Source organism: Klebsiella sp. KTE92 (assembly GCF_000398905.1).
Taxonomy (GTDB): domain Bacteria; phylum Pseudomonadota; class Gammaproteobacteria; order Enterobacterales; family Enterobacteriaceae; genus Klebsiella; species Klebsiella variicola.
Genome location: NZ_KB976100.1, coordinates 1,935,116 through 1,955,184 on the forward strand (window position 1 = coordinate 1,935,116; position 20,069 = coordinate 1,955,184).

24 protein-coding genes and 1 pseudogene are annotated in these 20,069 nt (G+C 53.8%); all 25 read left to right on the forward strand.

Annotated elements, in window-relative coordinates:
- The 25 genes and pseudogenes from A1WC_RS16195 to A1WC_RS16090 all read left to right on the forward strand — a co-directional run bounded on the left by A1WC_RS16195 (nucleotide 1) and on the right by A1WC_RS16090 (nucleotide 19,006).
- Complete coding sequence (locus A1WC_RS16195) at nucleotides 1-1,236, forward strand: phage portal protein (protein ID WP_004174256.1); 1,236 nt, start codon at nucleotides 1-3, stop codon at nucleotides 1,234-1,236.
- The gene (locus A1WC_RS16190) at nucleotides 1,233-1,571 is read left to right on the forward strand and encodes a phage head closure protein (protein ID WP_016160667.1); all 339 of its coding nucleotides are present in this window, start codon (nucleotides 1,233-1,235) and stop codon (nucleotides 1,569-1,571) included. Before A1WC_RS16195 ends, A1WC_RS16190 begins: the two co-directional genes overlap by 4 nt.
- The gene (locus A1WC_RS16185) at nucleotides 1,564-1,857 is read left to right on the forward strand and encodes a head-tail connector protein (protein WP_016160668.1); all 294 of its coding nucleotides are present in this window, start codon (nucleotides 1,564-1,566) and stop codon (nucleotides 1,855-1,857) included. The genes A1WC_RS16190 and A1WC_RS16185 overlap by 8 nt, the downstream gene beginning before the upstream one ends.
- Nucleotides 1,857-2,300 carry an HNH endonuclease gene (locus tag A1WC_RS26025; RefSeq protein WP_032691156.1) on the forward strand — a complete coding sequence of 148 codons (444 nt, stop codon included), beginning with the start codon at nucleotides 1,857-1,859 and terminating at the stop codon, nucleotides 2,298-2,300. Before A1WC_RS16185 ends, A1WC_RS26025 begins: the two co-directional genes overlap by 1 nt.
- 275 nt (nucleotides 2,301-2,575) lie before the next feature.
- Nucleotides 2,576-2,932 (forward strand): phage terminase small subunit P27 family, encoded by a 357-nt coding sequence (locus A1WC_RS16180; RefSeq protein WP_016160669.1) that lies wholly within the window; start codon nucleotides 2,576-2,578, stop codon nucleotides 2,930-2,932.
- A complete protein-coding gene (locus tag A1WC_RS16175) occupies nucleotides 2,916-4,577 on the forward strand; it encodes a terminase large subunit (RefSeq protein ID WP_016160670.1) in 1,662 nt (553 codons plus the stop codon). The genes A1WC_RS16180 and A1WC_RS16175 overlap by 17 nt, the downstream gene beginning before the upstream one ends.
- Nucleotides 4,578-4,872: 295 nt before the next feature.
- Nucleotides 4,873-5,178 (forward strand): DUF3892 domain-containing protein, encoded by a 306-nt coding sequence (locus A1WC_RS26035; protein ID WP_071599408.1) that lies wholly within the window; start codon nucleotides 4,873-4,875, stop codon nucleotides 5,176-5,178.
- A gap of 296 nt (nucleotides 5,179-5,474) precedes the next feature.
- A pseudogene (locus A1WC_RS16170) lies at nucleotides 5,475-6,575 on the forward strand (terminase large subunit); the annotation flags it as partial.
- On the forward strand, nucleotides 6,569-6,748 hold the full coding sequence (locus tag A1WC_RS26040) for a hypothetical protein (RefSeq protein WP_017898992.1): 180 nt from the start codon (nucleotides 6,569-6,571) through the stop codon (nucleotides 6,746-6,748). The pseudogene A1WC_RS16170 and the gene A1WC_RS26040, both read left to right, overlap by 7 nt.
- Nucleotides 6,748-8,007 (forward strand): phage portal protein, encoded by a 1,260-nt coding sequence (locus A1WC_RS16165; RefSeq protein ID WP_012542166.1) that lies wholly within the window; start codon nucleotides 6,748-6,750, stop codon nucleotides 8,005-8,007. Before A1WC_RS26040 ends, A1WC_RS16165 begins: the two co-directional genes overlap by 1 nt.
- Nucleotides 8,008-8,043: 36 nt before the next feature.
- Nucleotides 8,044-8,964 carry a S49 family peptidase gene (locus tag A1WC_RS16160; RefSeq protein ID WP_016160672.1) on the forward strand — a complete coding sequence of 307 codons (921 nt, stop codon included), beginning with the start codon at nucleotides 8,044-8,046 and terminating at the stop codon, nucleotides 8,962-8,964.
- Between the two features lie 77 nt (nucleotides 8,965-9,041).
- On the forward strand, nucleotides 9,042-10,328 hold the full coding sequence (locus A1WC_RS16155) for a phage major capsid protein (protein WP_004148013.1): 1,287 nt from the start codon (nucleotides 9,042-9,044) through the stop codon (nucleotides 10,326-10,328).
- Between the two features lie 58 nt (nucleotides 10,329-10,386).
- Nucleotides 10,387-10,647 (forward strand): hypothetical protein, encoded by a 261-nt coding sequence (locus A1WC_RS16150; RefSeq protein ID WP_016160673.1) that lies wholly within the window; start codon nucleotides 10,387-10,389, stop codon nucleotides 10,645-10,647.
- Nucleotides 10,628-10,945: a head-tail connector protein gene (locus tag A1WC_RS16145; RefSeq protein WP_016160674.1), complete on the forward strand. Its 318-nt coding sequence runs from the start codon at nucleotides 10,628-10,630 to the stop codon at nucleotides 10,943-10,945. Before A1WC_RS16150 ends, A1WC_RS16145 begins: the two co-directional genes overlap by 20 nt.
- Nucleotides 10,942-11,280 (forward strand): head-tail adaptor protein, encoded by a 339-nt coding sequence (locus A1WC_RS16140; RefSeq protein WP_014228910.1) that lies wholly within the window; start codon nucleotides 10,942-10,944, stop codon nucleotides 11,278-11,280. Before A1WC_RS16145 ends, A1WC_RS16140 begins: the two co-directional genes overlap by 4 nt.
- Nucleotides 11,261-11,641 carry a hypothetical protein gene (locus tag A1WC_RS16135; protein WP_016160675.1) on the forward strand — a complete coding sequence of 127 codons (381 nt, stop codon included), beginning with the start codon at nucleotides 11,261-11,263 and terminating at the stop codon, nucleotides 11,639-11,641. Before A1WC_RS16140 ends, A1WC_RS16135 begins: the two co-directional genes overlap by 20 nt.
- Nucleotides 11,642-11,645: 4 nt before the next feature.
- Nucleotides 11,646-12,059 (forward strand): HK97-gp10 family putative phage morphogenesis protein, encoded by a 414-nt coding sequence (locus A1WC_RS16130; protein ID WP_016160676.1) that lies wholly within the window; start codon nucleotides 11,646-11,648, stop codon nucleotides 12,057-12,059.
- Between the two features lie 20 nt (nucleotides 12,060-12,079).
- A complete protein-coding gene (locus tag A1WC_RS16125) occupies nucleotides 12,080-12,559 on the forward strand; it encodes a hypothetical protein (RefSeq protein WP_016160677.1) in 480 nt (159 codons plus the stop codon).
- A gap of 14 nt (nucleotides 12,560-12,573) precedes the next feature.
- The gene (locus tag A1WC_RS16120; protein ID WP_016160678.1) at nucleotides 12,574-12,918 is read left to right on the forward strand and encodes a hypothetical protein; all 345 of its coding nucleotides are present in this window, start codon (nucleotides 12,574-12,576) and stop codon (nucleotides 12,916-12,918) included.
- A 228-nt stretch (nucleotides 12,919-13,146) separates the two neighbouring features.
- Nucleotides 13,147-16,143, forward strand: a complete 2,997-nt coding sequence (locus A1WC_RS16115; protein WP_016160679.1) for a phage tail tape measure protein — start codon at nucleotides 13,147-13,149, stop codon at nucleotides 16,141-16,143.
- Complete coding sequence (locus tag A1WC_RS16110; protein ID WP_016160680.1) at nucleotides 16,143-16,493, forward strand: phage tail protein; 351 nt, start codon at nucleotides 16,143-16,145, stop codon at nucleotides 16,491-16,493. The genes A1WC_RS16115 and A1WC_RS16110 overlap by 1 nt, the downstream gene beginning before the upstream one ends.
- Before the next feature lie 12 nt (nucleotides 16,494-16,505).
- The gene (locus A1WC_RS16105; RefSeq protein WP_016160681.1) at nucleotides 16,506-16,865 is read left to right on the forward strand and encodes a hypothetical protein; all 360 of its coding nucleotides are present in this window, start codon (nucleotides 16,506-16,508) and stop codon (nucleotides 16,863-16,865) included.
- 92 nt (nucleotides 16,866-16,957) lie between these two features.
- The gene (locus A1WC_RS16100; protein WP_016160682.1) at nucleotides 16,958-17,707 is read left to right on the forward strand and encodes a phage minor tail protein L; all 750 of its coding nucleotides are present in this window, start codon (nucleotides 16,958-16,960) and stop codon (nucleotides 17,705-17,707) included.
- 2 nt (nucleotides 17,708-17,709) lie between these two features.
- Entirely contained in the window at nucleotides 17,710-18,417 is a 708-nt protein-coding gene (locus tag A1WC_RS16095; RefSeq protein ID WP_016160683.1) for a C40 family peptidase, read from the forward strand.
- Nucleotides 18,407-19,006 (forward strand): tail assembly protein, encoded by a 600-nt coding sequence (locus tag A1WC_RS16090; RefSeq protein ID WP_016160684.1) that lies wholly within the window; start codon nucleotides 18,407-18,409, stop codon nucleotides 19,004-19,006. The genes A1WC_RS16095 and A1WC_RS16090 overlap by 11 nt, the downstream gene beginning before the upstream one ends.
- Nucleotides 19,007-20,069 lie beyond the last annotated feature (1,063 nt).

A 20,069-nucleotide genomic window follows, 5' to 3' on the forward strand; every position in this document is an offset into this window, starting at 1 on the left:
ATGTGGAATATCTGGCCGTTTGGCCGTAAGTCTGAACCCTCCGAGCAGCGCAGCATGACCATTGATGAGTTTCTGGCGATGGCAGGGATTCCAAATACCGGATCAGGCGAGTACGTGTCTGCGGGTACTGCGGAATCTCTGCCGGCGGTGATGAATGCTGTTTCCGTTATCAGTGAAGCTGTGGCGACAATGCCCTGTTACCTCTATCGGGTACGAAATGATAAAGGACGAGAGGCGCGGGAGTGGCTGAGCAATCACCCGGTGGATTTTCTCCTGAACGAACAGCCTAACGACTGCCAGACGCCTTACCAGTTTAAACGCACGATGATGCGCCACTGCCTGCTGAATGGTAACGCCTATGCGGTGATCCAGTGGGGCCGTGACGGCCAGCCGCAATCCCTGCATCCGTATGCGCCGGGGGCGGTTGTTCCCGAACGTATCGGCCAGCATAAGTACAAATACACCGTTACTGAACCGTTTACGGGGGCTGTGCGCACCTACTTGCAGGAAGAGATGCTGCACCTGCGTTACTCCACCGACGATGGCTTTCTGGGGCGTTCGCCGATCACCGTCTGCCGTGAGGCGTTGGGGCTGGGCCTCGCTCAGCAGCGCCACGGTGCCAGCATTATGAAAGATGGCATGATGGCGGCTGGCGTGGTCACTACTGCTGAATGGCTCGACAGCTTAAAGGGCAAACAAGCTCTGGACGCTCTGGAACGCTACAAAGGTGCCAGAAACGCCGGGAAAACGCCGATCCTTGAAGGTGGCATGGACTATAAGCAGCTTGGCATGAGCAATCAGGATGCTGAGTGGCTGGCCTCCCGTCGCTTCACCATTGAAGATATTGCCCGCATGTTTAACGTTTCTCCCATCTTCCTGCAGGAATACAGCAACAGCACCTACAGCAATTTTAGTGAGGCGAGCCGCGCCTTTCTTACCATGACAATGCGCCCGTGGCTGGCGAACTTTGAGCAGCAGATTAAATCCGCGTTGCTGGTGGCATCGCCTGTACCCGGAATCCGTTATCAGGTGGAGTTCGACTCTGCCGATCTTCTTCGAGCCACTCCAACCGAACGTTACGCAACTTATGAGCGCGGTATCAAGAACGGGATCATGAACCCGAACGAAGCCCGCGAACGTGAAGGGATGCCGCCGCGTGAAGGTGGCGACGAATACAGTCAGGCATGGAAGCAGGAAGTGAAGGTCAGTAAGGACAACAAGGACGGTGACGAATGAGAGCCGGAAAGATGAAACGCCGCGTCACTTTTCAGAAGTCAGAATCTCACCGTGATCAGATGGGGCAGGTTATCTATGTGTGGTCTGACCTTGCCACCGTCTGGGCTGAAATCCGCGCTATAAGTGGGCGTGAGCGTATGTCTTCCGGGGCGCTCTACTCCGAAGCCACTGTACGAATCTGGACGCGCTACCGCGACGATATCACCACCGCAAACCGCATTTTGTACCGCTCGCCAAATGTCCGGGGGCAGGTTTACGGCATTGTGGCCGTCATTCCTGATGTGGATCACACCCGGCTTGAGCTGCTGTGCAAGGGAGGTATTTTCAATGAATGAGTTAATCGGTCTGGAAGAAGCAAAGCTGCATTGCCGTATTGATGATGATTATGAAGACACGCTGATACAGGCGTACATCGATGCGGCGCTGGAGGTTTGCCAGAAGCATATCGGCAAGCGGTTTGATAACGGGCTGGAGTTTACGCCAGCTATCAAGATTGGCTGTCTGATGTACGTGTCTCAGTTGTACGAGTACCGCACGATGATTGGTGATACTGACGCCAAAGAGATACCGATGGCTGTCTCTGCGTTGTGGTCTGTCTATCGTGATGTGGGGGTGTACTGATGCCGTGGCAACCACTACGCCGATGCACTGAGCCGGGATGTAATAAACGGGTGAAGTCTGGCAAGTGTGACGAGCATAAGCGGGATGCCCGCCGACAAAGCGACAGCCGAAGAGGTACGCGAACAGAGCGTGGTTACTCCAACCGCTGGGGCGAATACCGTCGTCATTTTCTGAAAGCTAATCCGCTGTGTGTCCATTGTCTTAAGGCTGACGTCTATACATCGGCAACTATCGTCGATCACATCATCCCTATCGAGGGTGAGGCCGATGTGCTGTTCTGGCCCGCCAGTAATCACCAGTCGTTATGCGCTGCCTGTCATGGACGGAAGACAACCACAACAGACCCGGTGACGAAGCAGCAGCGTAAAGCCGGTAAGTTCCGTGAGCAGGAAGAAGCAGCACGTCATCGCACCGACTGGATCTATGAGGCAAACAATGACTGAGCAGGAACAGCAGCGGCTGATTAGTGGGCTGATAAAGCAGCGTGAGTCATGGCAACCAGCCAGACAGAGAGCGCATAAGAAGCCCGCAGCAAAGCGCATGAGCCAGCGTGACCGGGAGCTTATGGAATGCTTTCGCAACCGCTGACAGGCCGAATGGACGGGGTGGGGGAGGTTTTCAGGACAAACCCCTCTCAGCGAGGAACCACCCGCCCCCTCAAATTTTTACGCTCGGTAATTTTTTTGAAAATAAAACGCGATGGAAACGAGAAATTTTTATGGCAAGACCACCAAAACCGCCAGCTTACCTTGATGAGCTAGCCGCGCAGCAGTGGAAAGCAAAGGCGAAGCAACTGGCGGAGCGCGGGGATCTGACTCCCGCCGACTGGAATAACCTTGAGCTTTTTTGCGTCAACTATTCGTTGTACCGCAAAGCCGTGGAAGACCTTGCCAGCCGTGGGTTCAGTATTGTTAACAGCCAGGGGGGCGAGAGTCGGAATCCGGCGCTGAGTGCAAAGGCCGATGCTGAAAAAATCATGATTAAAATGTCGTCGCTGCTGGGTTTTGATCCGGTAAGCCGCCGCCGTAATCCGGTGGAAACGGAAGAGGAAGACGAGCTTGACTGTCTGGGATGAGTACGCAAACGCGATAAAAACGGGCGAAATTCCGGCCTGTAAGCGCGTAAAACAGGCCGTGGAAAGGTACTTTTCAGACCTGAGTGACCCCCGTTATGAGTTCGATACGGTGACCGTAGAGCGGTTTATTGCGTTCTCCCGGCTCTGTCCTCACGTCAAAGGACCGCTGCGCGGCCAGCCTATTGAACTGGAGCCGTGGCAACAATTTGCCTTTGCTAACCTGTTGGGATTTAAAGTCAGGGAATCAGGCCGCCGGAAGTACAGCAGCGCCTTTATTGAGGTGCCGCGCAAGAATGCCAAATCTACCGTTGCAGCCATGCTGGCTAACTGGTTCTTGGTGATGGAGAAGGGCCAGCAGGATATCTACACGGCGGCGGTGAGCCGGGATCAGGCCCGAATCGTGTTCGACGATGCCCGCCAGATGTGCCTACTGTCAAAACCGCTAAAAAAGCGCGTCAATATTCAGGCGCATAAGGTCATTTTTCCAAAGAGCAACAGCCTGTTGAAGCCGCTGGCGGCGAAAGCGGCCACCATTGAGGGGACTAACCCCAGCCTGGCGATTGTCGATGAATACCATCTTCACCCCGATAACGGCGTTTATTCCGCGCTTGAGCTGGGTATGGGCGCACGACCGGAGGCGATTTTGTTCGCCATCACGACCGCCGGAAGTAACGTTGTCTCCGCCTGCAAACAGCATTATGACTACTGCTGCCAGATTCTGGCCGGGGAAGAGAGTAACGATTCGCTGTTTGTCCTGATCTACGAGCTGGACGACGAAAGCGAGGTTGAGCAGCCTGAAATGTGGATCAAGGCTAATCCTAACTTGGATGTGTCTGTTGACGCGGCGAAACTGGAGTCCACCATCCAGAAAGCGCGGGGCATACCGTCGCAGTGGGTGGAAATGCTGACCAAACGTTTCAATATCTGGTGTCAGGGCTCCACTCCGTGGATGGGGGCCGGTGCATGGGGCGCCTGTGCGCTCGACTATACCGAAGAAGATCTTGCAGGGATGGAGTGCTACGCAGGATTTGACCTGTCCTCAACCAGCGATATCACCAGCGTGAGCTACGCTTTCCCGTTCGACAGGGAGATCCGCCTGCTGACCCGCCATTATCTGCCGGAAGCGCAGTTGCTTAACGTCGCCAACAAAAACCGCGCTATCTACCGCCAGTGGGTGAAAGCGGGCTGGATACGTACCACACCCGGCGACTGTATCGACTATGACCGCATTCGTGACGATATCCTGCGCGACGCTGAAATCTTCAATATCAGGCTGGTGGGCTTCGATACCTGGAACGCCACACACCTGCGTACCCAGCTACAGGGGGCTGGCCTCGATGTGGAGCCGTTCCCGCAAACCTATCTCAGATTCAGCCCGGTAGCTAAATCCTTTGAGGTATTCGTCAACCGCAGGGTTGTGCGTCATCGTGGCGATCCTGTTCTGTCCTGGGCGATTGGTAACGTGGTGATGGAGTCCGACGCCAACGCCAATATCAAGCCTAACAAGAAGAAATCCGCTAACAAGATCGACCCCGCTGTATCAGCGTTGATGGCATTTGGTACTTTCCAGTCTGAGCACGAAGACTTTGCTTTTGATATGAGTGACAGTCACAAAGAACGACTAGCGACATTTAATGGTATTTGAGTTTTATATCAGTTTGTTCAAACGTTATATCCTTAATTTTATAATGATTTTATAAAATAGTAATTTGTTAATACGAGGTGAGGGTGGGTGAGCAATTTAGGATGTACATACTTTTACGTGTCTGGGAGAAAGAGGGTTAGCAATAAAATTAGTATAATTTGATTTATTCATTTGTTAATCAATAGCACCTCAATGTTGATTGGGATCATTTTTTTTGTTAATTCAATGGGAAGTTTGCCAATTTAGAGTTATATAAATATTGCAGGAGCTTTCCTGTTCAAACTTCAGGTGGCATATGGTTGATAAATGGGCTCATTATCTGATTTCTAAAGTCAGATATAATACCGCACATACACATATAACAGATGTAATTGTGCATGTAGATAACGGTGATACTGTTGCGGCGGGAGTATCACAGAGCCGACAATGGATTGTTGATAGGATTAACGTTGGTTATGTGTTTTGTACAATTTTTTCTAGTAATGGAAACTGGAAAAAAGGGCAGGAAGTGGTAAAGGATCGTGTTAACGGAGTGGATTATATTACTACTAAACCTAACCGTACTGCTAAAGACAATTTAGAAAATTTACCGGAGTATTGATATTTGATGAGAATAAAGCATTAGATTAGCTCTGATGCTTTTTCTTTATGGCTCAATGGAATATGTACAATGATAGCTTTCGAGTGCCTCGTTCTTATATGAAATAAGTTTCTCAGTAGCTACGATCTTGCATCGAAAGTGTTTTTGCATAACTTTGTGAAATTGATAGGTCAATTGCCAATGCCACAATGTCGAGCTTCCTCTCTGTGTATTGCTGTGCGTATTGCATTCTTAGTTCACTATCGTTTTATAGTGCTTAAAAATCCATATGAATCATAAAGTTAAAAAAACCTTGCAATAAATATCACGAACATACTACTGATGCGCTTTACACCACCATGACCACCGGTATGGGGGCTCGTGAACAACCGATGACACTGATCATCACCACTGCCGGCTATGACATTACATCCCCTTGCTATGAAAAGCGTACTCAGGTTGTCGAGATCCTGCGGAGAACCCGTAATGGCGAGGAAAATGAAACCATATTTGGGCTGATTTATGGCCTTGATGACGATGATGACTGGACGACTCCTGAGGCATTAATCAAGGCAAACCCCAACTATGGCATTTCGGTAAAAGCAGATTTTCTCCGGGCGAAACAATTATTGGGTATGTCGACGCCCGGGCAGACAAACAAGATTCTGACCAAACATTTCAATCGCTGGGTAAGTGCAAAATCAGCTTATTACGACCTGAGAAAATGGATGGATGCGGCCGATAAAACCCTTAAGTTGTCAGATTTTGAAGGGGAGGAATGCTGGCTGGGTATCGATCTGGCCTCGAAAGTTGACCTCAATGCCGTGGTTCCGGTTTTTCGTCGTGAAATAGACGGAATAACACATTTTTACTGTGTTTCTCCTCTGTTCTGGGCACCGGAAGAAACCATTTACTCGCAGGAGACCGCGCTGAAGAGTACCGCAGAACGTTATCAGTCCTTTGTCCGGCAGGGGAAGTTGATCCCGACCGATGGCGGTGAAGTTGATTACAGACTGATATTTGAAACGATCCTGAAATTGCGGAATACCGTAAAAATTGCCCAATGCCCCATTGACCCTTATGGCGCGACTTCATTACGTCACATGCTCGAGGAAGAGGGGCTTGAGCCTGTCGAGATAAGACAAAATTTTACCCATATGAGTGATCCTATGAGAGAGATTGAGGCTGCGCTCATCTCGGGGAGATTCCATCATGACGGACACCCTGTCATGAACTGGTGTATTTCCAATATTGTCGGCCAGTATCTTCCCGGAAGTGACGATATTGTGCGTCCCGGGAAGGAAGGGCGGCAGAACAAGATAGATGGTGCGGTTGGTTTAATGATGGGGCTGGGGCGCGCCATGCTTAACAGTTCAGTGATGACATCCGTATATGATGAGGAAGATATAGCATGCTAATTTCAGTTCTGAGTTTTATTGTCGGCCTCACTGGTGCTGGATTGTTATCAGCAGGCGCCTGGCTTATTTCTCCATCAGTGGGATTGATAACAGGAGGGATTATTTGTCTGGGCTGGTCATATATGACAACCCGGGCCTTTTCCTCCGGCGTCAGCAATGGCGGAGGTAAATAATGTTCCTACCCCAGATGTTCAGGGGCCGACAATACTCGGGTAATAGCTTCTGGGAAGCCATGCTGGGCGGGGTTCGTTCAAGCCAGAGCAAAACTGGCATCATAATCACGCCGGAAACCGCTCTTGGACTTTCAGCGGTCCGGGCCTGTGTCACCCTCCTGGCGGAGTCCGTCGCGCAGCTGCCGTGCGAACTCTACCGGCGGGATAAAAATGGCGGGCGCCAGCGTGCGACGGACCACCCGGTTTATGACCTGATTCACTCCCAGCCCAACAGGAAAGACACCTCATTCGAGTATTTCGAGCAGCAGCAGGGGTTGCTGGGGCTTGAGGGAAATTGCTACTCGATCATCGAACGGGACGGAAAAGGCTACCCGAAAGAGCTGATCCCCATTAACCCGAAAAAGGTCATTGTGCTGAAAGGGCCGGACGGTATGCCGTATTACGAACTCCCGGAAGTCGGTGAAATTCTGCCGATGCGCATGATGCACCATGTGAAGGTCTTTTCTCTGGATGGCTATATCGGCAGTTCCCCCATTCAGACGAACGCCGATGTTCTGGGGCTAAATCTGGCGGTTGAGGAGCATGCGGCCGCGACATTCCGGCGCGGGACAACGATGAGCGGGGTGATAGAGCGTCCGAAAGAGGCCGCGACCATTAAAAGCCAGGATGCTATTGATCGCCTGCTGGCGAAATGGACCGAGCGCCATTCCGGTATTCACAATATGTTCTCTGTGGCATTGCTGCAGGAGGGCATGAGCTACAAACAACTGTCGCAGGATAACGAAAAGGCGCAGCTGCTACAGTCGCGGCAGTGGGGCGTGGAAGAGGTCTGCCGGCTCTATAAAATCCCGCCACATATGGTGCAGATGTTGGCGAAAGCGACCAACAACAACATTGAGCACCAGGGGCTGCAGTTCGTGATGTACACGCTGCTGGCATGGCTGAAACGCCATGAGGGTGCGCTGCAGCGCGATCTGCTTCTGCCCAGCGAACGCCGCGATTTGTACATCGAGTTCAACGTTTCCGGGCTGCTGCGAGGCGACCAGAAGTCACGCTATGAATCGTATGCGCTGGGCCGCCAGTGGGGATGGCTATCCACTAACGATATCCGGCGTATGGAGAATCTGCCGCCAATTGCCGGCGGGGACAAATACCTGACGCCGCTCAATATGGTCGACAGCGCGAAGATCCTTCCTGGCGATAAGTCGCCGACAGCAAAACAGCTGGCCGAAATCGAAACCCTTCTGGCCAGAGCCTGATTATTTCCCGCCGCGCGGGATGACCTGGAAGACAACATGACAACGAAATTAATTAACCTGCCGCACCTGGCAGATATGGTCTTTGGCGTGCCGCATTACGTGACGCGGCAAACAATGGACTCCGTGAAAGCGGTGCTCATCCCCCGTATTCAGGGGATCACCGAAGATGCCGCCATTCAGATGGCATTGAATCCGGGTAAATCACCTGCTGCTGAGCAGGTCCAGCCCACCGGCGGGGTGGCGGTGATCCCCGTTCACGGCATTCTCGTTCCACGCCGGGGGCAGATTACGGCGATGTGCTCCGAGCTGACCAGCTACGAGCGGATCCGCGGGCAGTTGCAGGCTGCGTTAAACGACCCCTCAATCAGCGAAATCGTTCTGGATATTAACTCCGGCGGCGGCGCAGCGGTGGGGTGCAAGGAGCTGGCCGATTACATTTATCAGTCTCGCGACACGAAACCCATCACGGCGATTGTGAACTACAGCGCGTATTCCGCCGCGTATTTCATCGCATCGGCCTGCAGCAAAATCATCGTCAGCCAGACCAGTGGCGTAGGGTCGATTGGTGTGATCATGGAGCACCTCGATACGTCGAAGATGGAAGAAAAAATGGGGCTGACGTTCACCACCATTTACCGGGGAGATAACAAAAATAACGGCACCCAACATGAACCACTGAGTGAAGAGTCGCTGGGTATGTTCCAGGGCATGATCGACGAAATGTACGAGACGTTTACGGGGTCGGTGGCCGAATATCGCGGCCTGAAGCAGCAGGCCATCATTGATACGCAGGCGGGGCTGTATTTTGGCCCTGGCGCTGTGTCAGCCGGCCTGGCGGATGAAGTCTCTGACCCCCAGGCGGCGATCAATGCTATCGCGGCAAAGTATCAGCAACCCCGTCAAAAAACCTCCATTCAGATGCAGGCAGCCGCGATGGACCTGCAAACCAAAATGTAACCCGGCGCAAACACAAACCGCGTCACCTTAAGCAGCCAGCAGGCTGCTTTTTTTATGTCTAAAAAGAGAGAAATAAAATGCCACATATTGAAGAATTGCGTCGTCAGCGTGCGGGTATCAACGAACAGGTTCAGGCCCTGGCAACCATTGACGCCAGCGGCGGCACGCTGACTGCGGAGCAGATGACGGAGTTTGCGAACCTGCAGCAGCAGTTCACTGATATCAGCGCCAAAATTGAACGTCTGGAAGCCGCCGAACGTGCTGCGGCGCTGGTCGCAAAACCCGTGAAAGCGACTCAGCAGGCCCCCGGCATTATTGTTAAGCAGGAGCCGAAACAGTACACCGGTGCTGGCATGACCCGACTGGTTATGTCTGTCGCCGCAGGCGCAGGGAATCTGCAGGACGCGGCAAAATTCGCTTCAGAAGAGCTGAATGACCAGTCCGTATCGATGGCCATTTCCACCGCAGCGGCGTCCGGGGGTGTGCTTATTCCGCAGAACCTCCACAGTGAGGTGATCGAGCTACTGAGCGACCGAACCATCGTCCGCAAGCTGGGTGCCCGTCCCGTTCCGCTGCCTAACGGTAATATGACGCTACCACGCGTGGCCGGTGGAGCAACGGCAAGCTACACAGGAGAAAACAAAGACGCCAAGACATCAGAAACACGCTTTGATGATGTAAAACTTACGGCGAAAACTCTGATTGCGATGGTGCCTATTTCCAATGCACTGATTGGCCGCGCCGGATTCAACGTCGAGCAGCTGGTCCTGCAGGATATTCTGACCGCCATCTCAGTGCGTGAGGATAAAGCCTTTATGCGCGATGACGGTACCGGCGATACACCGATTGGTATGAAGGCGCGCGCGACGCAGTGGAACCGCCTGCTGCCGTGGGAAGCTGATGCAGCGATCAACCTGAACACGGTTGACGAGTACCTGGACAAGATCATTTTGATGGCGATGGACGGCAACAGCAATATGATCAGCAGCGGCTGGGGCATGTCGAACCGTACCTATATGAAGTTGTTTGGGCTGCGTGACGGCAACGGCAACAAAGTCTATCCGGAAATGGCTCAGGGATTACTTAAAGGATATCCGGTTCAGCGTACCAGCGCGATCCCTGCGAATCTGGGGACCGGGGGTAAGGAGACTGAGATTTACTTTGCTGACTTCAATGATGTGGTTATTGCTGAAGACGGCAATATGAAAGTCGACTTCTCGAAGGAAGCCTCTTACATCGATGCCGATGGCACCCTGGTATCTGCGTTTTCCCGTAACCAGTCGCTAATCCGCGTTGTTACTGAGCATGATATTGGCTTCCGTCATCCGGAAGGCCTGGTGCTGGGTACCGGCGTCCTGTTCTAACCCATCCCTCAGTAAATACGGCCCGCATATGCGGGCTTTTCCCTTTCAGGAGAATGTTATGGCTGCGAAAAATAAAGCAGTGGAGTCGGAAGAAACGGTCGCACAGGACAACCATGCGACCGTGGTCGCACAGGCAGAGCGTAAATCCGTTGTGTTCCTTGGGCCGCACCACCGTTATTCCCGTGGAGATATCGCGTGCTTTGAAGGAACGCGCGCCGAAGAGCTGGTTAACCGGCGTATCGCGGTATGGCCGGAGGATGCCGAACGTGCGCTGAAACCGAAGCCGGGAGACAGCGATTTTGATACTGACATTGGATGATGTGAAAACCCAGCTACGCCTGGAACTGGATTTCACGGAGCATGACGCCATGCTCACGCAAATGGTGAACGCCGCGCAGCGGAGCATCGAGCGTGATTATTACTGCAAGCTGGTCACCAGTGATGAAGAGCTGCAGGCACTCCCGGAAACCGTCCGCGGATTTATCGCGGATGAAGATATCCGGCTGGCCATTCAGTTTCTGATCAGCGATGCGTATCTGAATGGCCATACCGGACAGTGGCTGGAAACCGCTGCGGTGAGGCATCTTCTTTTCCCCCTGCAGGAGCATACGCTATGAGCCTGAAACCGGGTGATATGAACTGTCGCATTGCGATTAGCTACGTTCAGTCCGGTCGGGGGCCGCTGGGCGAACCGCTACCGGAAAAGCAGGTTGAATCGGGAAAAGCGTGGGCAAAACGGGAGCTGGTATCGGGGCGAAAAGTCCGCACGCTGGATCAGCAGCAGGTGGTGGAAACCTGCCTGTTTACGGTCTATCCGGGTGTGCTGGTTGATATCGACTGGAAAATCACGACGAAAAACCTGGTTTATACCGTCCGGAATATCGACCGCAAAACGGACCGGATCATTATCACGGGGGAGGCTGACGGGCGGCATGATAGAGCTGGCGATTAAGGGTGCGCTGGAGCGCATCACCGGCATGAATGCGTATCCGCTTTTACTGCCGGACACGGTCCAGGAAGGGGTGACATACCAGCGTATTTCGGATGCGCCGGTAGGGGCTGGCCTGGCCAGAACCGGGATTTCCTCTGTCCGCATACAGGTGGCGATTTATCTGATCGATAACTACAGCCGCCTGCTGATGCTGGATAAGCAGCTTTGGTCAGAATGGAAAGCCATTGTGCAAAGCCGGCTTGAGGATTGTCCGGTCAGTTACGTGACGCGCGGCAGTATCCAGCAGGACAAGATCACGCTGACCAGTGGTCGCATCCAGTACCGTCTGGTGCGCGACTTTATATTCACCACTCCGGAGTAACCCCATGCGCATTGAGATGAAATTCCCGTCGGGGAAGGATTTTGAACGCCTGATTTCCGAGATGGACAAGAAAGTCAGCACCAGGTTGTTGCGTGATGCCGGGCGCCGGGCGCTGGCCATCGTGCAGGAGGATATGCAGCAAAACGCCGGCTACGACGAGTTAAGCGGCGGGCCGCACATGCGCGACACGATCAAAATCCGTAGCTCAACCAGCGGAGCAAAGAGCGAGCGCTACGGGACTCTCATCACGTTTCGAGTCGGTCCCAGCAAAGCGCATCACATGAAAGCGCTGGCGCAGGAGTTCGGCACGGTGAAACAGGTGGCTAAGCCGTTTATCCGTCCGGCGCTGGATTACAACGTCGAAAAAGTGCTGTCGATACTGGCAGCTGAAATTCGCTATGGGCTGGAAGGCCGGTAGTCAAAAAGAGAGAGAAAAAAATGAGTGAAGACGTCATTAAAAGCCCTTCGGAATATGCAAGCATTCCGGCGGGAACCCGCACGTACTGGGGTATGAAAGGCACGCTGAAGGCGGCGGCAAAACTACTGCAAAGTACGATGGCCATCGGTGCCGTAGGCAAAAAGGGCACCTTCATGAAGGTGACACGCCTGATTGACCGTGATCCGAAATACATGGCCGATATGGGCGAGGGTGAGGATAAGACCCTGGTGTTTATTGCCGATCCGACAGATGCGAATCAGCAGGCATTGCTGGAAGCGGCGGAGGCCAATAAGACCGTGGTGTTTTTCTTCGACTTCCCAAATGGCCGCTCGGCGGAAATGGAGCTGGTGCTGTCCGGATGGGCGCAGCAGGCCGTTGACCAGCCTGATGGTAAAGTCCTGCAGGACGAGGTATACGGCAAGCAGAACGGCGGCGTGAAGTGGACTACCACGAACGCCGCCAATAGTGGCACTGAATAAAAGGAATAACGACTGTGAATTATCAAAACCTTCTCAACCCTATTATCAAAGCCCACCCGATTACGCTGCTTGGCCAGCAGATCTTTATCCGCCGCCTGACGCAGGAGGAACTATGGGATTATGAAGCCGATCTGCAGGCACTGGAAAAGAGCGATGACAACGCTCGCCAGACCTCTATCCGTGGCATCACACTGTTTCTATCTGCGCTGGTAAATGAGGACGGAAGCCGCCCGGCAGCGGATGAACTCCCGGCTGCAGAGGCTTTTCTGTCAGCCCATTCGGGAGCAGATCTGCTGGAGGCAGTCATTGCTGTACAGCGTCATGCTATCGGCACACTGGAAGATGCCAAAAAAAACTAACCGAATCACCCCAGCTGCGCACCCTGTTTGCGCTGGCAGATCGCTGGGGTGAGCCGGACCCCACGAAACTGGCCGCCATGCCTGCGAACATCCTGACCTACTGGGAGGCGTACTTTGCGCTCCTTAAAGAAGAGGGAAAACCACCGCTGGCGGCTCCACAGTCATCTGCAGCACCCTCTGCCGTGGCCCGGGATGATGATTTTGAAAACTGCCTGAGGGTTCTTGGAAATGGCTGATGTAGCATCACTCGCCGTCGCATTGCACCTCAACCGTGCGACGTTTAATTCGCAGTTCGCTGACGCAATGCGTCAGGCGGATGGCAACGCACAGCAGTTCAACAAAAAGGCACAGGCTGATGCGGCAAAAACTGAGGCTGCCTTTAAGGGGATCGGCGTAGGTGTAAAAGCCGCTGATGCTGAATTTTCTAGGCTGGATAAACGTATCGAAAAGCTGGGGTCACTACGGCTTACCGGGCTGGATGAGATGCGTAACGTACTGGCGAATCTGTCTGCCGGTAGTGGCGTTACCGGCAGCAGTTTCACCACTGCGGCGATCTCGGCGCTGACCGAAGGTATGAGTACTGCGCTGACCAGTAGCACCCAAAGTCTGGAGCTACAGCGACAGGCTCAGATTGCCGCATCGCAGGCGGCGGTAGATGGCGCGCAGGCGTCTATCAACAATGCCCGCACGCTGCGAGAAGAGGCACTGGCGCGGCAGAAAGCAGCCGTACAAACCATTCAGGCGGCGCAGGCGGAGCGCGAGAAGGCGTTTGCGCTGGATGAGTATTATGCCAAACAGGCAGAGGTGAATAAGCAGTATGGCATCACGGCCAGCTATGAAGCAGAGCACGCGAAAAACGCCCGCACCATCAGCGAGGCCAATATAGCTGAGGCACGCGGGAAAAAGAGCCTGGCAGAAGCCACAAAAGAGGTTCTGGCTGCAGATATCGCTGAGTCTGACGCCAAGCGTACCCTGACCACCTCAACGCGAACGCTGGCCACGGCCAGCCAGGAGCTGACGTTCCGGCAGCGCGCAGCGGCGGCGGCGGCGGGAACACTGCGTGGCGCCCTGGCGCTGGTCGGTGGCCCGGTCGGGATCGGTATTATGGCGATCGCCGGCGCGGTGACGATGCTCTATTCGTCGTTTTCAAAGTCTCAGGAAACTATCAGCGGCTACAGCAATGCGTTATTCAAATCAGGGCAGCAGTCGATTATGTCGGTTCAGTATCTCCAGAGCCTGCAGTCGCAGCTGGGAGATACTGATGGTGCCGTAAAAGCGATCACCGCGTCTGTTAATGCCGGATTCGGTGGGGAAATGCTGGACCGTGTTGCCGGACTTGGCGCCCGGATGGAAGAGCTGGGGCAGAGTTCGGGGGATCTGGTCTCGATGCTCACGAATCTGCAGGGCGATCCTGTCCAGGCGATGGAGAAGCTGAACAATCAGGGAATTCAGCTAAACGCGACGTTTATCGATCAGATAGTCACGCTGCAGCGCCAGGGCAGGGAAAGTGAGGCTACGGCGCTCCTGCAAAAGCAGGCGATGGCCGAGCTGGAAAAGCAGATAAAGGATCAGGAAGATAAGGTTGACGGGCTGAAAGGGGCCTGGAAATCGCTGAAGGATTATGTCAGCAGCGCGTTTAAAACAATGGGTGACGCCCAGATGGCCACAGCCCAGGCGCAGGCGTCAGCATTGGGAATAAACCTGACACCCAGCCCGGACCCGGCGATAAAACAGCGCGAAGAGGTGGAAAGGCTGCGGAAGGATCAAGAGAAGCTGCGGAAAGATACAGCTGATCGCCTGAAGGCCGAAAATACCGTTCAGGGACTGATGGCTGCTGGCGTGACAAAAGAGAAGCAGCGCGCCGATGCACTGGCGGTTCTCAATCGCACTCTCAAGAAAGGAACGGAAGAGTACGCGCAGGCGTTACGCGGTATAGATAAATTGTACGGGGAGAAGCAGAAGAAACCGGCGGCGTACAAAGATGACCAGGCCACCCAGCGTCTGCAGAGTCTGCGCGAGCAGGAATCGGTTCTTCGTCAGCAAAACCAGCAGACCGTTAACCTGACCGGTTCAGAGCGAAAGCTGCTGCAGTTCAACCAGGAGATCGCCGATCTCAAGGCAAAAAAAATCCTGACCGCCGGGCAGCGCAGCATTCTCAATGCTGAGCAGGAGCTGCGCGCTCAGCTGAGCATCAACGTACAGCTGGAGAAGGCGAACGTGCAGCGCCAGCTGTCGCTGAAAATGCAACAGGAGAATAATGAGCTGCACCGCTCAACCATTCAGCTACAGGCCGAGATGGATGCCAACGTGGCCAGGATGACGATGAGCAGCGCTGCCTATGACCAGATGGCGAAGGAGCAGCAGGTCAGGTCGAAATTCGCGAAGCTGCGTGAGGATGCAGAGAAAACAATCAAACCAGCTGATGAGGCTGCTTTTCAAGAACGAACACGCCTTCTTAATGCAGAAGAACAAAAGCAACTGAGTATCGTTCGCAATGGTGCCCGGGATAAAGCGCAGGTTGAGGGTTCCTGGACCGAGGGGTTACGCGCCGGGCTGCGTGAATGGGGCGCCGATGCAACCAACATTTATGCCCAGGTTCGTGACACCTCCGTCAATGCAATGGACGGCATGGCCAATTCTATCTGGCAAATGGCGTCGCGGGGGAAATCGTCATTCAAGGAGATGGCGCTGTCTATCATTGACGATATTGGGCAAATGATAACAAAAATGCTCTTTTTTCAGTCTATCCGATCTGCAGGCTCAGCTATGTCGGGGTCCGGGATTGGCATCCTCGCGGATTTTGGCGGGTTTCTGTCTGGGTTCTCCGGCGGCGGGTATACCGGTGATGGCGGGAAGTATGAGGTTGCCGGGCCAGTCCACCGTGGTGAGTGGGTTGTGCCGCAGGAGGTGGTTAAAAGGCCAGGCATGCTCAGCTTTCTGAACCAGTTAACTTACGGCAGTGGCTACGCCAATGGAGGGCTGGCTGGCGCGCCGAGCGGGCCGCTTCCAATGAGTGGTGAGAGCCAGCGCGCAGCCGGTGGGATAACGGTTAATATCCCGCTACAGGTGGTCAATAGTAACGGTAATCCGGATCAGTCCGGGAAGCGGTCAGAGAGTGGTATCGCTCAGATGAAGCAACAAATCGTTCAGATAGTTTTGAGCACCCTGGATAAGGAGATGGGTAACGGTGGGATGATCGATGTGAAACTGAGGAGCATGCGCTAATGGCCGCACTGGAAACCTTCGACTGGTCGCCGCTGAATGGTCCCACTGCGGATATTAAATATGCGACGAGGTCCGTGAAATATGGTGATGGTTATGAGCAGGTCACTGGTGATGGTATTAATCCTGAATCGCAATCATGGCCGCTGACATTTACCGACTACAGGGAGGTGGTCATGCCGATCCTGCAGTTTTTGCGCCGTCATGGCGAGACACGTGCATTTATATGGGTTAATCCGCTGGGCGAGCGGGGGCTATACCGTGCGACACAGATAAAGCCTCAACTGCTTGATTTTGCGCGCATGACCGTTACTGTTACGTTTGTGACGGCATACAGAGCCGCACCGATATAATGGAGAATGATAATGCAAAAAATGGTACTGGCGCTGGCCAGCATCGCCCTTCTTTTTTCCGGTACAGCGGCAGCACGTGAGTTAACGGCGTCGGAAAAAAAGGTCATCGAAGAGTCTGCGAAGCAGAAGCTGAAAGATCCGGATAGCGCCAAAATTTATTGGCAACCGGATATGGGTGGGGGTGTTTATTGCGCTCAAATTAACGCCAAAAATTCCTATGGAGGTTACGCAGGGAAAGCGCTTCTGTTTGCAGGCGTTAAACGTGATAGTCAAGGGAAAATCATTGGGGCTGGAGTATCTATTGACAGTGATGATATAGCCGAACTGATGATGCCAATTTGCACCGATGCCGGCTACCACTTTCCCGGTTAACCTCCCGTGCCGTCCGGCACCTACACCATCAAATTAACCCCGCTCAGCGGGGTTTTTTATTATTGGGACTACGGTCCTGCAGCGAGGACATTATGGGCATTGCAGCCGACGATCAAAAACTGGAACCCGGTAACGCCATCACTCTGTTCGAAGTGGATGGCACCACTTTTGGTGCAGACGTACTGTATTTTCACAACCACGCTATTCCGTATACCGAAGAAGAAATTATCGCCGCTGGCAGCGATGCGGAAAAGCTGACGGGCAAACCGATTTACTGGCAGGGCGTGAAATATACGCTCTGGCCATGTGAGATCGAGGACGTTGAGTCCAACGGTGAAGGTTCGCCAGCTTCCCCCAGGCTGTCCATTGCGAACCTGGATGGCTCAATCAGTGCGTTATGCCACATGTTCCAGGATATGAAGCAGGCGAAGGTAACGGTTCACCGCACGTATGCGCACTATCTCGATGCCAGGAACTTCCCTGGCGGCAACCCACAGGCTGACCCGACAGCAGAGCAGATTGATGTTTTTTACATTGACAGTAAATCCAGCGATGACGATGAACAGGTCCAGTTCAAGCTTAGCTCGCCGGTGGATGTTACCGGACAGAAGTTGCCTGCACGCCAGATGACCAACCGTTGTGCCTGGTGCATGCAGGGCCAGTACCGTGGTGCTGACTGCGGCTATACCGGCACGCGTTATTACGACAAATTCGGCAATCCGGTAGACAACCCGGCACTGGACGTCTGCCCGGGAACGGTCGCGGGCTGTAAGTTACGTTTTGGTGATGATGCCATGCTGCCGTTTGGCGGATTCCCGGCTATTGGTCTGCTGAGGATGTAGTCATGCTGAGCCAGAGACTGAAAACCGCTATTGAGGCGCACGCCGCGGATGTTTACCCGAACGAATGCTGTGGCCTGATTACCCGGGTCGGGCGGCAGCGCCGATATATTCGCTGCGAAAACAGTCATGAAATGCGGACGGAGCATTTTCGGATCGCCGCCGGTGACTGGATTGCCGCAGAGGATGCCGGCGACGTGCTGGCCGTGGTGCATTCGCATCCGGATGCCGGTCCGCACGCATCCGCCGAGGACCTGCAGGGCTGCCAGAAAACAGGTCTGCCGTGGATCATTATCAGCTGGCCAGGAGGCGACTACACCGTCACGACGCCGGATGATTCCCCGCCTCTTCTGAACCGTCCGTTTATCCACGGTAGCTGGGATTGCTACGGACTGGTCCGCGACTGGTATATGCAGGAGCGTGGTATCGAACTGCCTGATTTTCCCAGAGAGGACAACTGGTGGACCCGGGGGGAAAACCTGTATGTACGGCACTATGCGGAGGCCGGGTTTTATTCTCACGCCAGCGAGCTGCAGGCAGGCGATGTGATCCTCATGCAGTACAGAGCGGACGAAATCAACCACGCCGGCATTTACCTGGGCAACGGAAAAATGTTGCACCACATGTATGGCCAGCTGAGTGGTGAGGTTCCATACGGTGGGATCTGGCGGGAGCGAACCATGCTGACGCTGAGGCATAAAAATGACGACTAATACGATAGAGAAAATGGTTCTGGTTCGCCTGTACGGCAAGCTGGGCAAGTTGTTCGGCCGGGAGCATCGCCTGTCGGTATCTTCTGTACGGGAGGCTATCCGCGCGCTGTGCATCATGGTTCCAGGACTGGAACGATGGCTGGAGACCAGCGAGGGACGTGGAGTCACGTACATGGTCTTTAACGGTGAAAAAAACCTGAGCCAGGATGACCTGTTTCTGAATGGTGTGCATGACGTAATCAAAATTGCGCCTGTGATTATTGGCAGCAAAAAAGCAGGGGTGTTCCAGACCATCTTTGGTGCCGTACTCGTTGCCGTTGGTATGGTGCTGAGTTTTACCCCTGCCGCTGCTGCCTCGCCGTTCCTCTACAAAATGGGGGCGGCGATGATGCTGGGCGGCGTTGTACAAATGCTGGCGCCCAGCGGTACCCAGGGTATGACAACGGATCGGGATACGAAAAAATCGTACTCATTTGGTGCGCCTGCTAATCAGGTCGCTGCCGGCAACGGTGTACCGATCTTGTATGGCCTGCGTGAAATAGGCGGCGTCATTATCAGTGGCGGTATTTATACCGAAGAACAGCAATAAAAAAATGCATTTTACCCTTCCCGCCACGGCGGGATTTTTTTTGCCCGGAGTTTGAGAATGGCTGAAATAAAAGGAATCGCTGGCGCTAAAAATAACGGTGGTAGCAAGGATAACGGGCAGAATCGCGGGACGGAAATTGCCTCGGTCGCCTATATGAAAATCTTGCTGGCACTGTCAGAAGGTCAAATTGCCGGTCAGTTTACCGGTCAGGATATTTGCCTCGACGGTACGCCGTTGCTCGATGCCGATGGCCATGAAAATTTTCCGGGCGTGACGTGGGAGTGGCGCAGTGGTCTGGTTGACCAGGATTACATTCAGGGTTTCCCGGCGGTCGAAAACGAAATCAGCGTCAGCACGGAAATCAAGTCTGGCACCCCGTGGGTAAAGGCGATCAACAACACGCAGCTGTCGGCTGTTCGCCTGCGTATTAAATTTCCGAACGGGGTCTACAGCCTGCGTGACAGCGGTGGCAAAGATGGTTACCGCATTGAGTTCGCCATCGATGTTTCAACAGACGGCAGCACGTATACCGAATATGGCCGCGATACCGTCGATGGCATAGCTAACACTGGCTATGAGCGCAGCTACCGCATCGATTTGCCGCGGGCAAACTCCGGCTGGCAGATCCGCGTTCGCCGTCTGACTGAGAATAAGAATAATAACAAAACGGCGGACGTGAGTCGTATCGAGTCGATAACGGAAATCGTTGACGCCAAACTGCGCTATCCGAACACCGCGCTGTTGTTCGTTCAGTTCGATTCAACGCTTTTTGATGGCCGGACACCGACCGTGACGGTCAAGGCAAAGGGGCTGGTCATTCGCGTACCGTCGAACTATGACCCTGTCGAACGTACCTACAGCGGAAGCTGGGACGGGACCTTCAAGTGGGCCTGGTCGAATAACCCCGCCTGGATTTTTTACGATCTGGTGCTGAACAAACGCTATGGACTTGGAAAGCGTATTTCGTCCGACCAGGTGGATAAATGGACCCTGTATCAGATCGGCCAGTATTGCGATGCGCCGGTCTCAGATGGTGCCGGCGGAAAAGAGGCCCGTTATCTCT

Excerpts from the sequence above, each read along its gene's own strand:
- A1WC_RS16195 (WP_004174256.1), top strand. The coding sequence starts at position 1 with ATGTGGAATATCTGGCCGTTTGGCCGTAAGTCTGAACCCTCCGAGCAG.
- A1WC_RS16125 (WP_016160677.1), top strand. The coding sequence starts at position 12,080 with ATGAGTGAAGACGTCATTAAAAGCCCTTCGGAATATGCAAGCATTCCG.
- A1WC_RS16190 (WP_016160667.1), top strand. The coding sequence starts at position 1,233 with ATGAGAGCCGGAAAGATGAAACGCCGCGTCACTTTTCAGAAGTCAGAA.
- A1WC_RS16165 (WP_012542166.1), top strand. The coding sequence starts at position 6,748 with ATGTTCCTACCCCAGATGTTCAGGGGCCGACAATACTCGGGTAATAGC.
- A1WC_RS16130 (WP_016160676.1), top strand. The coding sequence starts at position 11,646 with ATGCGCATTGAGATGAAATTCCCGTCGGGGAAGGATTTTGAACGCCTG.
- A1WC_RS16180 (WP_016160669.1), top strand. The coding sequence starts at position 2,576 with ATGGCAAGACCACCAAAACCGCCAGCTTACCTTGATGAGCTAGCCGCG.
- A1WC_RS16135 (WP_016160675.1), top strand. The coding sequence starts at position 11,261 with ATGATAGAGCTGGCGATTAAGGGTGCGCTGGAGCGCATCACCGGCATG.
- A1WC_RS16110 (WP_016160680.1), top strand. The coding sequence starts at position 16,143 with ATGGCCGCACTGGAAACCTTCGACTGGTCGCCGCTGAATGGTCCCACT.
- A1WC_RS26025 (WP_032691156.1), top strand. The coding sequence starts at position 1,857 with ATGCCGTGGCAACCACTACGCCGATGCACTGAGCCGGGATGTAATAAA.
- A1WC_RS16095 (WP_016160683.1), top strand. The coding sequence starts at position 17,710 with ATGCTGAGCCAGAGACTGAAAACCGCTATTGAGGCGCACGCCGCGGAT.
- A1WC_RS16185 (WP_016160668.1), top strand. The coding sequence starts at position 1,564 with ATGAATGAGTTAATCGGTCTGGAAGAAGCAAAGCTGCATTGCCGTATT.
- A1WC_RS16150 (WP_016160673.1), top strand. The coding sequence starts at position 10,387 with ATGGCTGCGAAAAATAAAGCAGTGGAGTCGGAAGAAACGGTCGCACAG.
- A1WC_RS16140 (WP_014228910.1), top strand. The coding sequence starts at position 10,942 with ATGAGCCTGAAACCGGGTGATATGAACTGTCGCATTGCGATTAGCTAC.
- A1WC_RS16115 (WP_016160679.1), top strand. The coding sequence starts at position 13,147 with ATGGCTGATGTAGCATCACTCGCCGTCGCATTGCACCTCAACCGTGCG.
- A1WC_RS26035 (WP_071599408.1), top strand. The coding sequence starts at position 4,873 with ATGGTTGATAAATGGGCTCATTATCTGATTTCTAAAGTCAGATATAAT.
- A1WC_RS16105 (WP_016160681.1), top strand. The coding sequence starts at position 16,506 with ATGCAAAAAATGGTACTGGCGCTGGCCAGCATCGCCCTTCTTTTTTCC.
- A1WC_RS16090 (WP_016160684.1), top strand. The coding sequence starts at position 18,407 with ATGACGACTAATACGATAGAGAAAATGGTTCTGGTTCGCCTGTACGGC.
- A1WC_RS16100 (WP_016160682.1), top strand. The coding sequence starts at position 16,958 with ATGGGCATTGCAGCCGACGATCAAAAACTGGAACCCGGTAACGCCATC.
- A1WC_RS16155 (WP_004148013.1), top strand. The coding sequence starts at position 9,042 with ATGCCACATATTGAAGAATTGCGTCGTCAGCGTGCGGGTATCAACGAA.
- A1WC_RS16160 (WP_016160672.1), top strand. The coding sequence starts at position 8,044 with ATGACAACGAAATTAATTAACCTGCCGCACCTGGCAGATATGGTCTTT.
- A1WC_RS26040 (WP_017898992.1), top strand. The coding sequence starts at position 6,569 with ATGCTAATTTCAGTTCTGAGTTTTATTGTCGGCCTCACTGGTGCTGGA.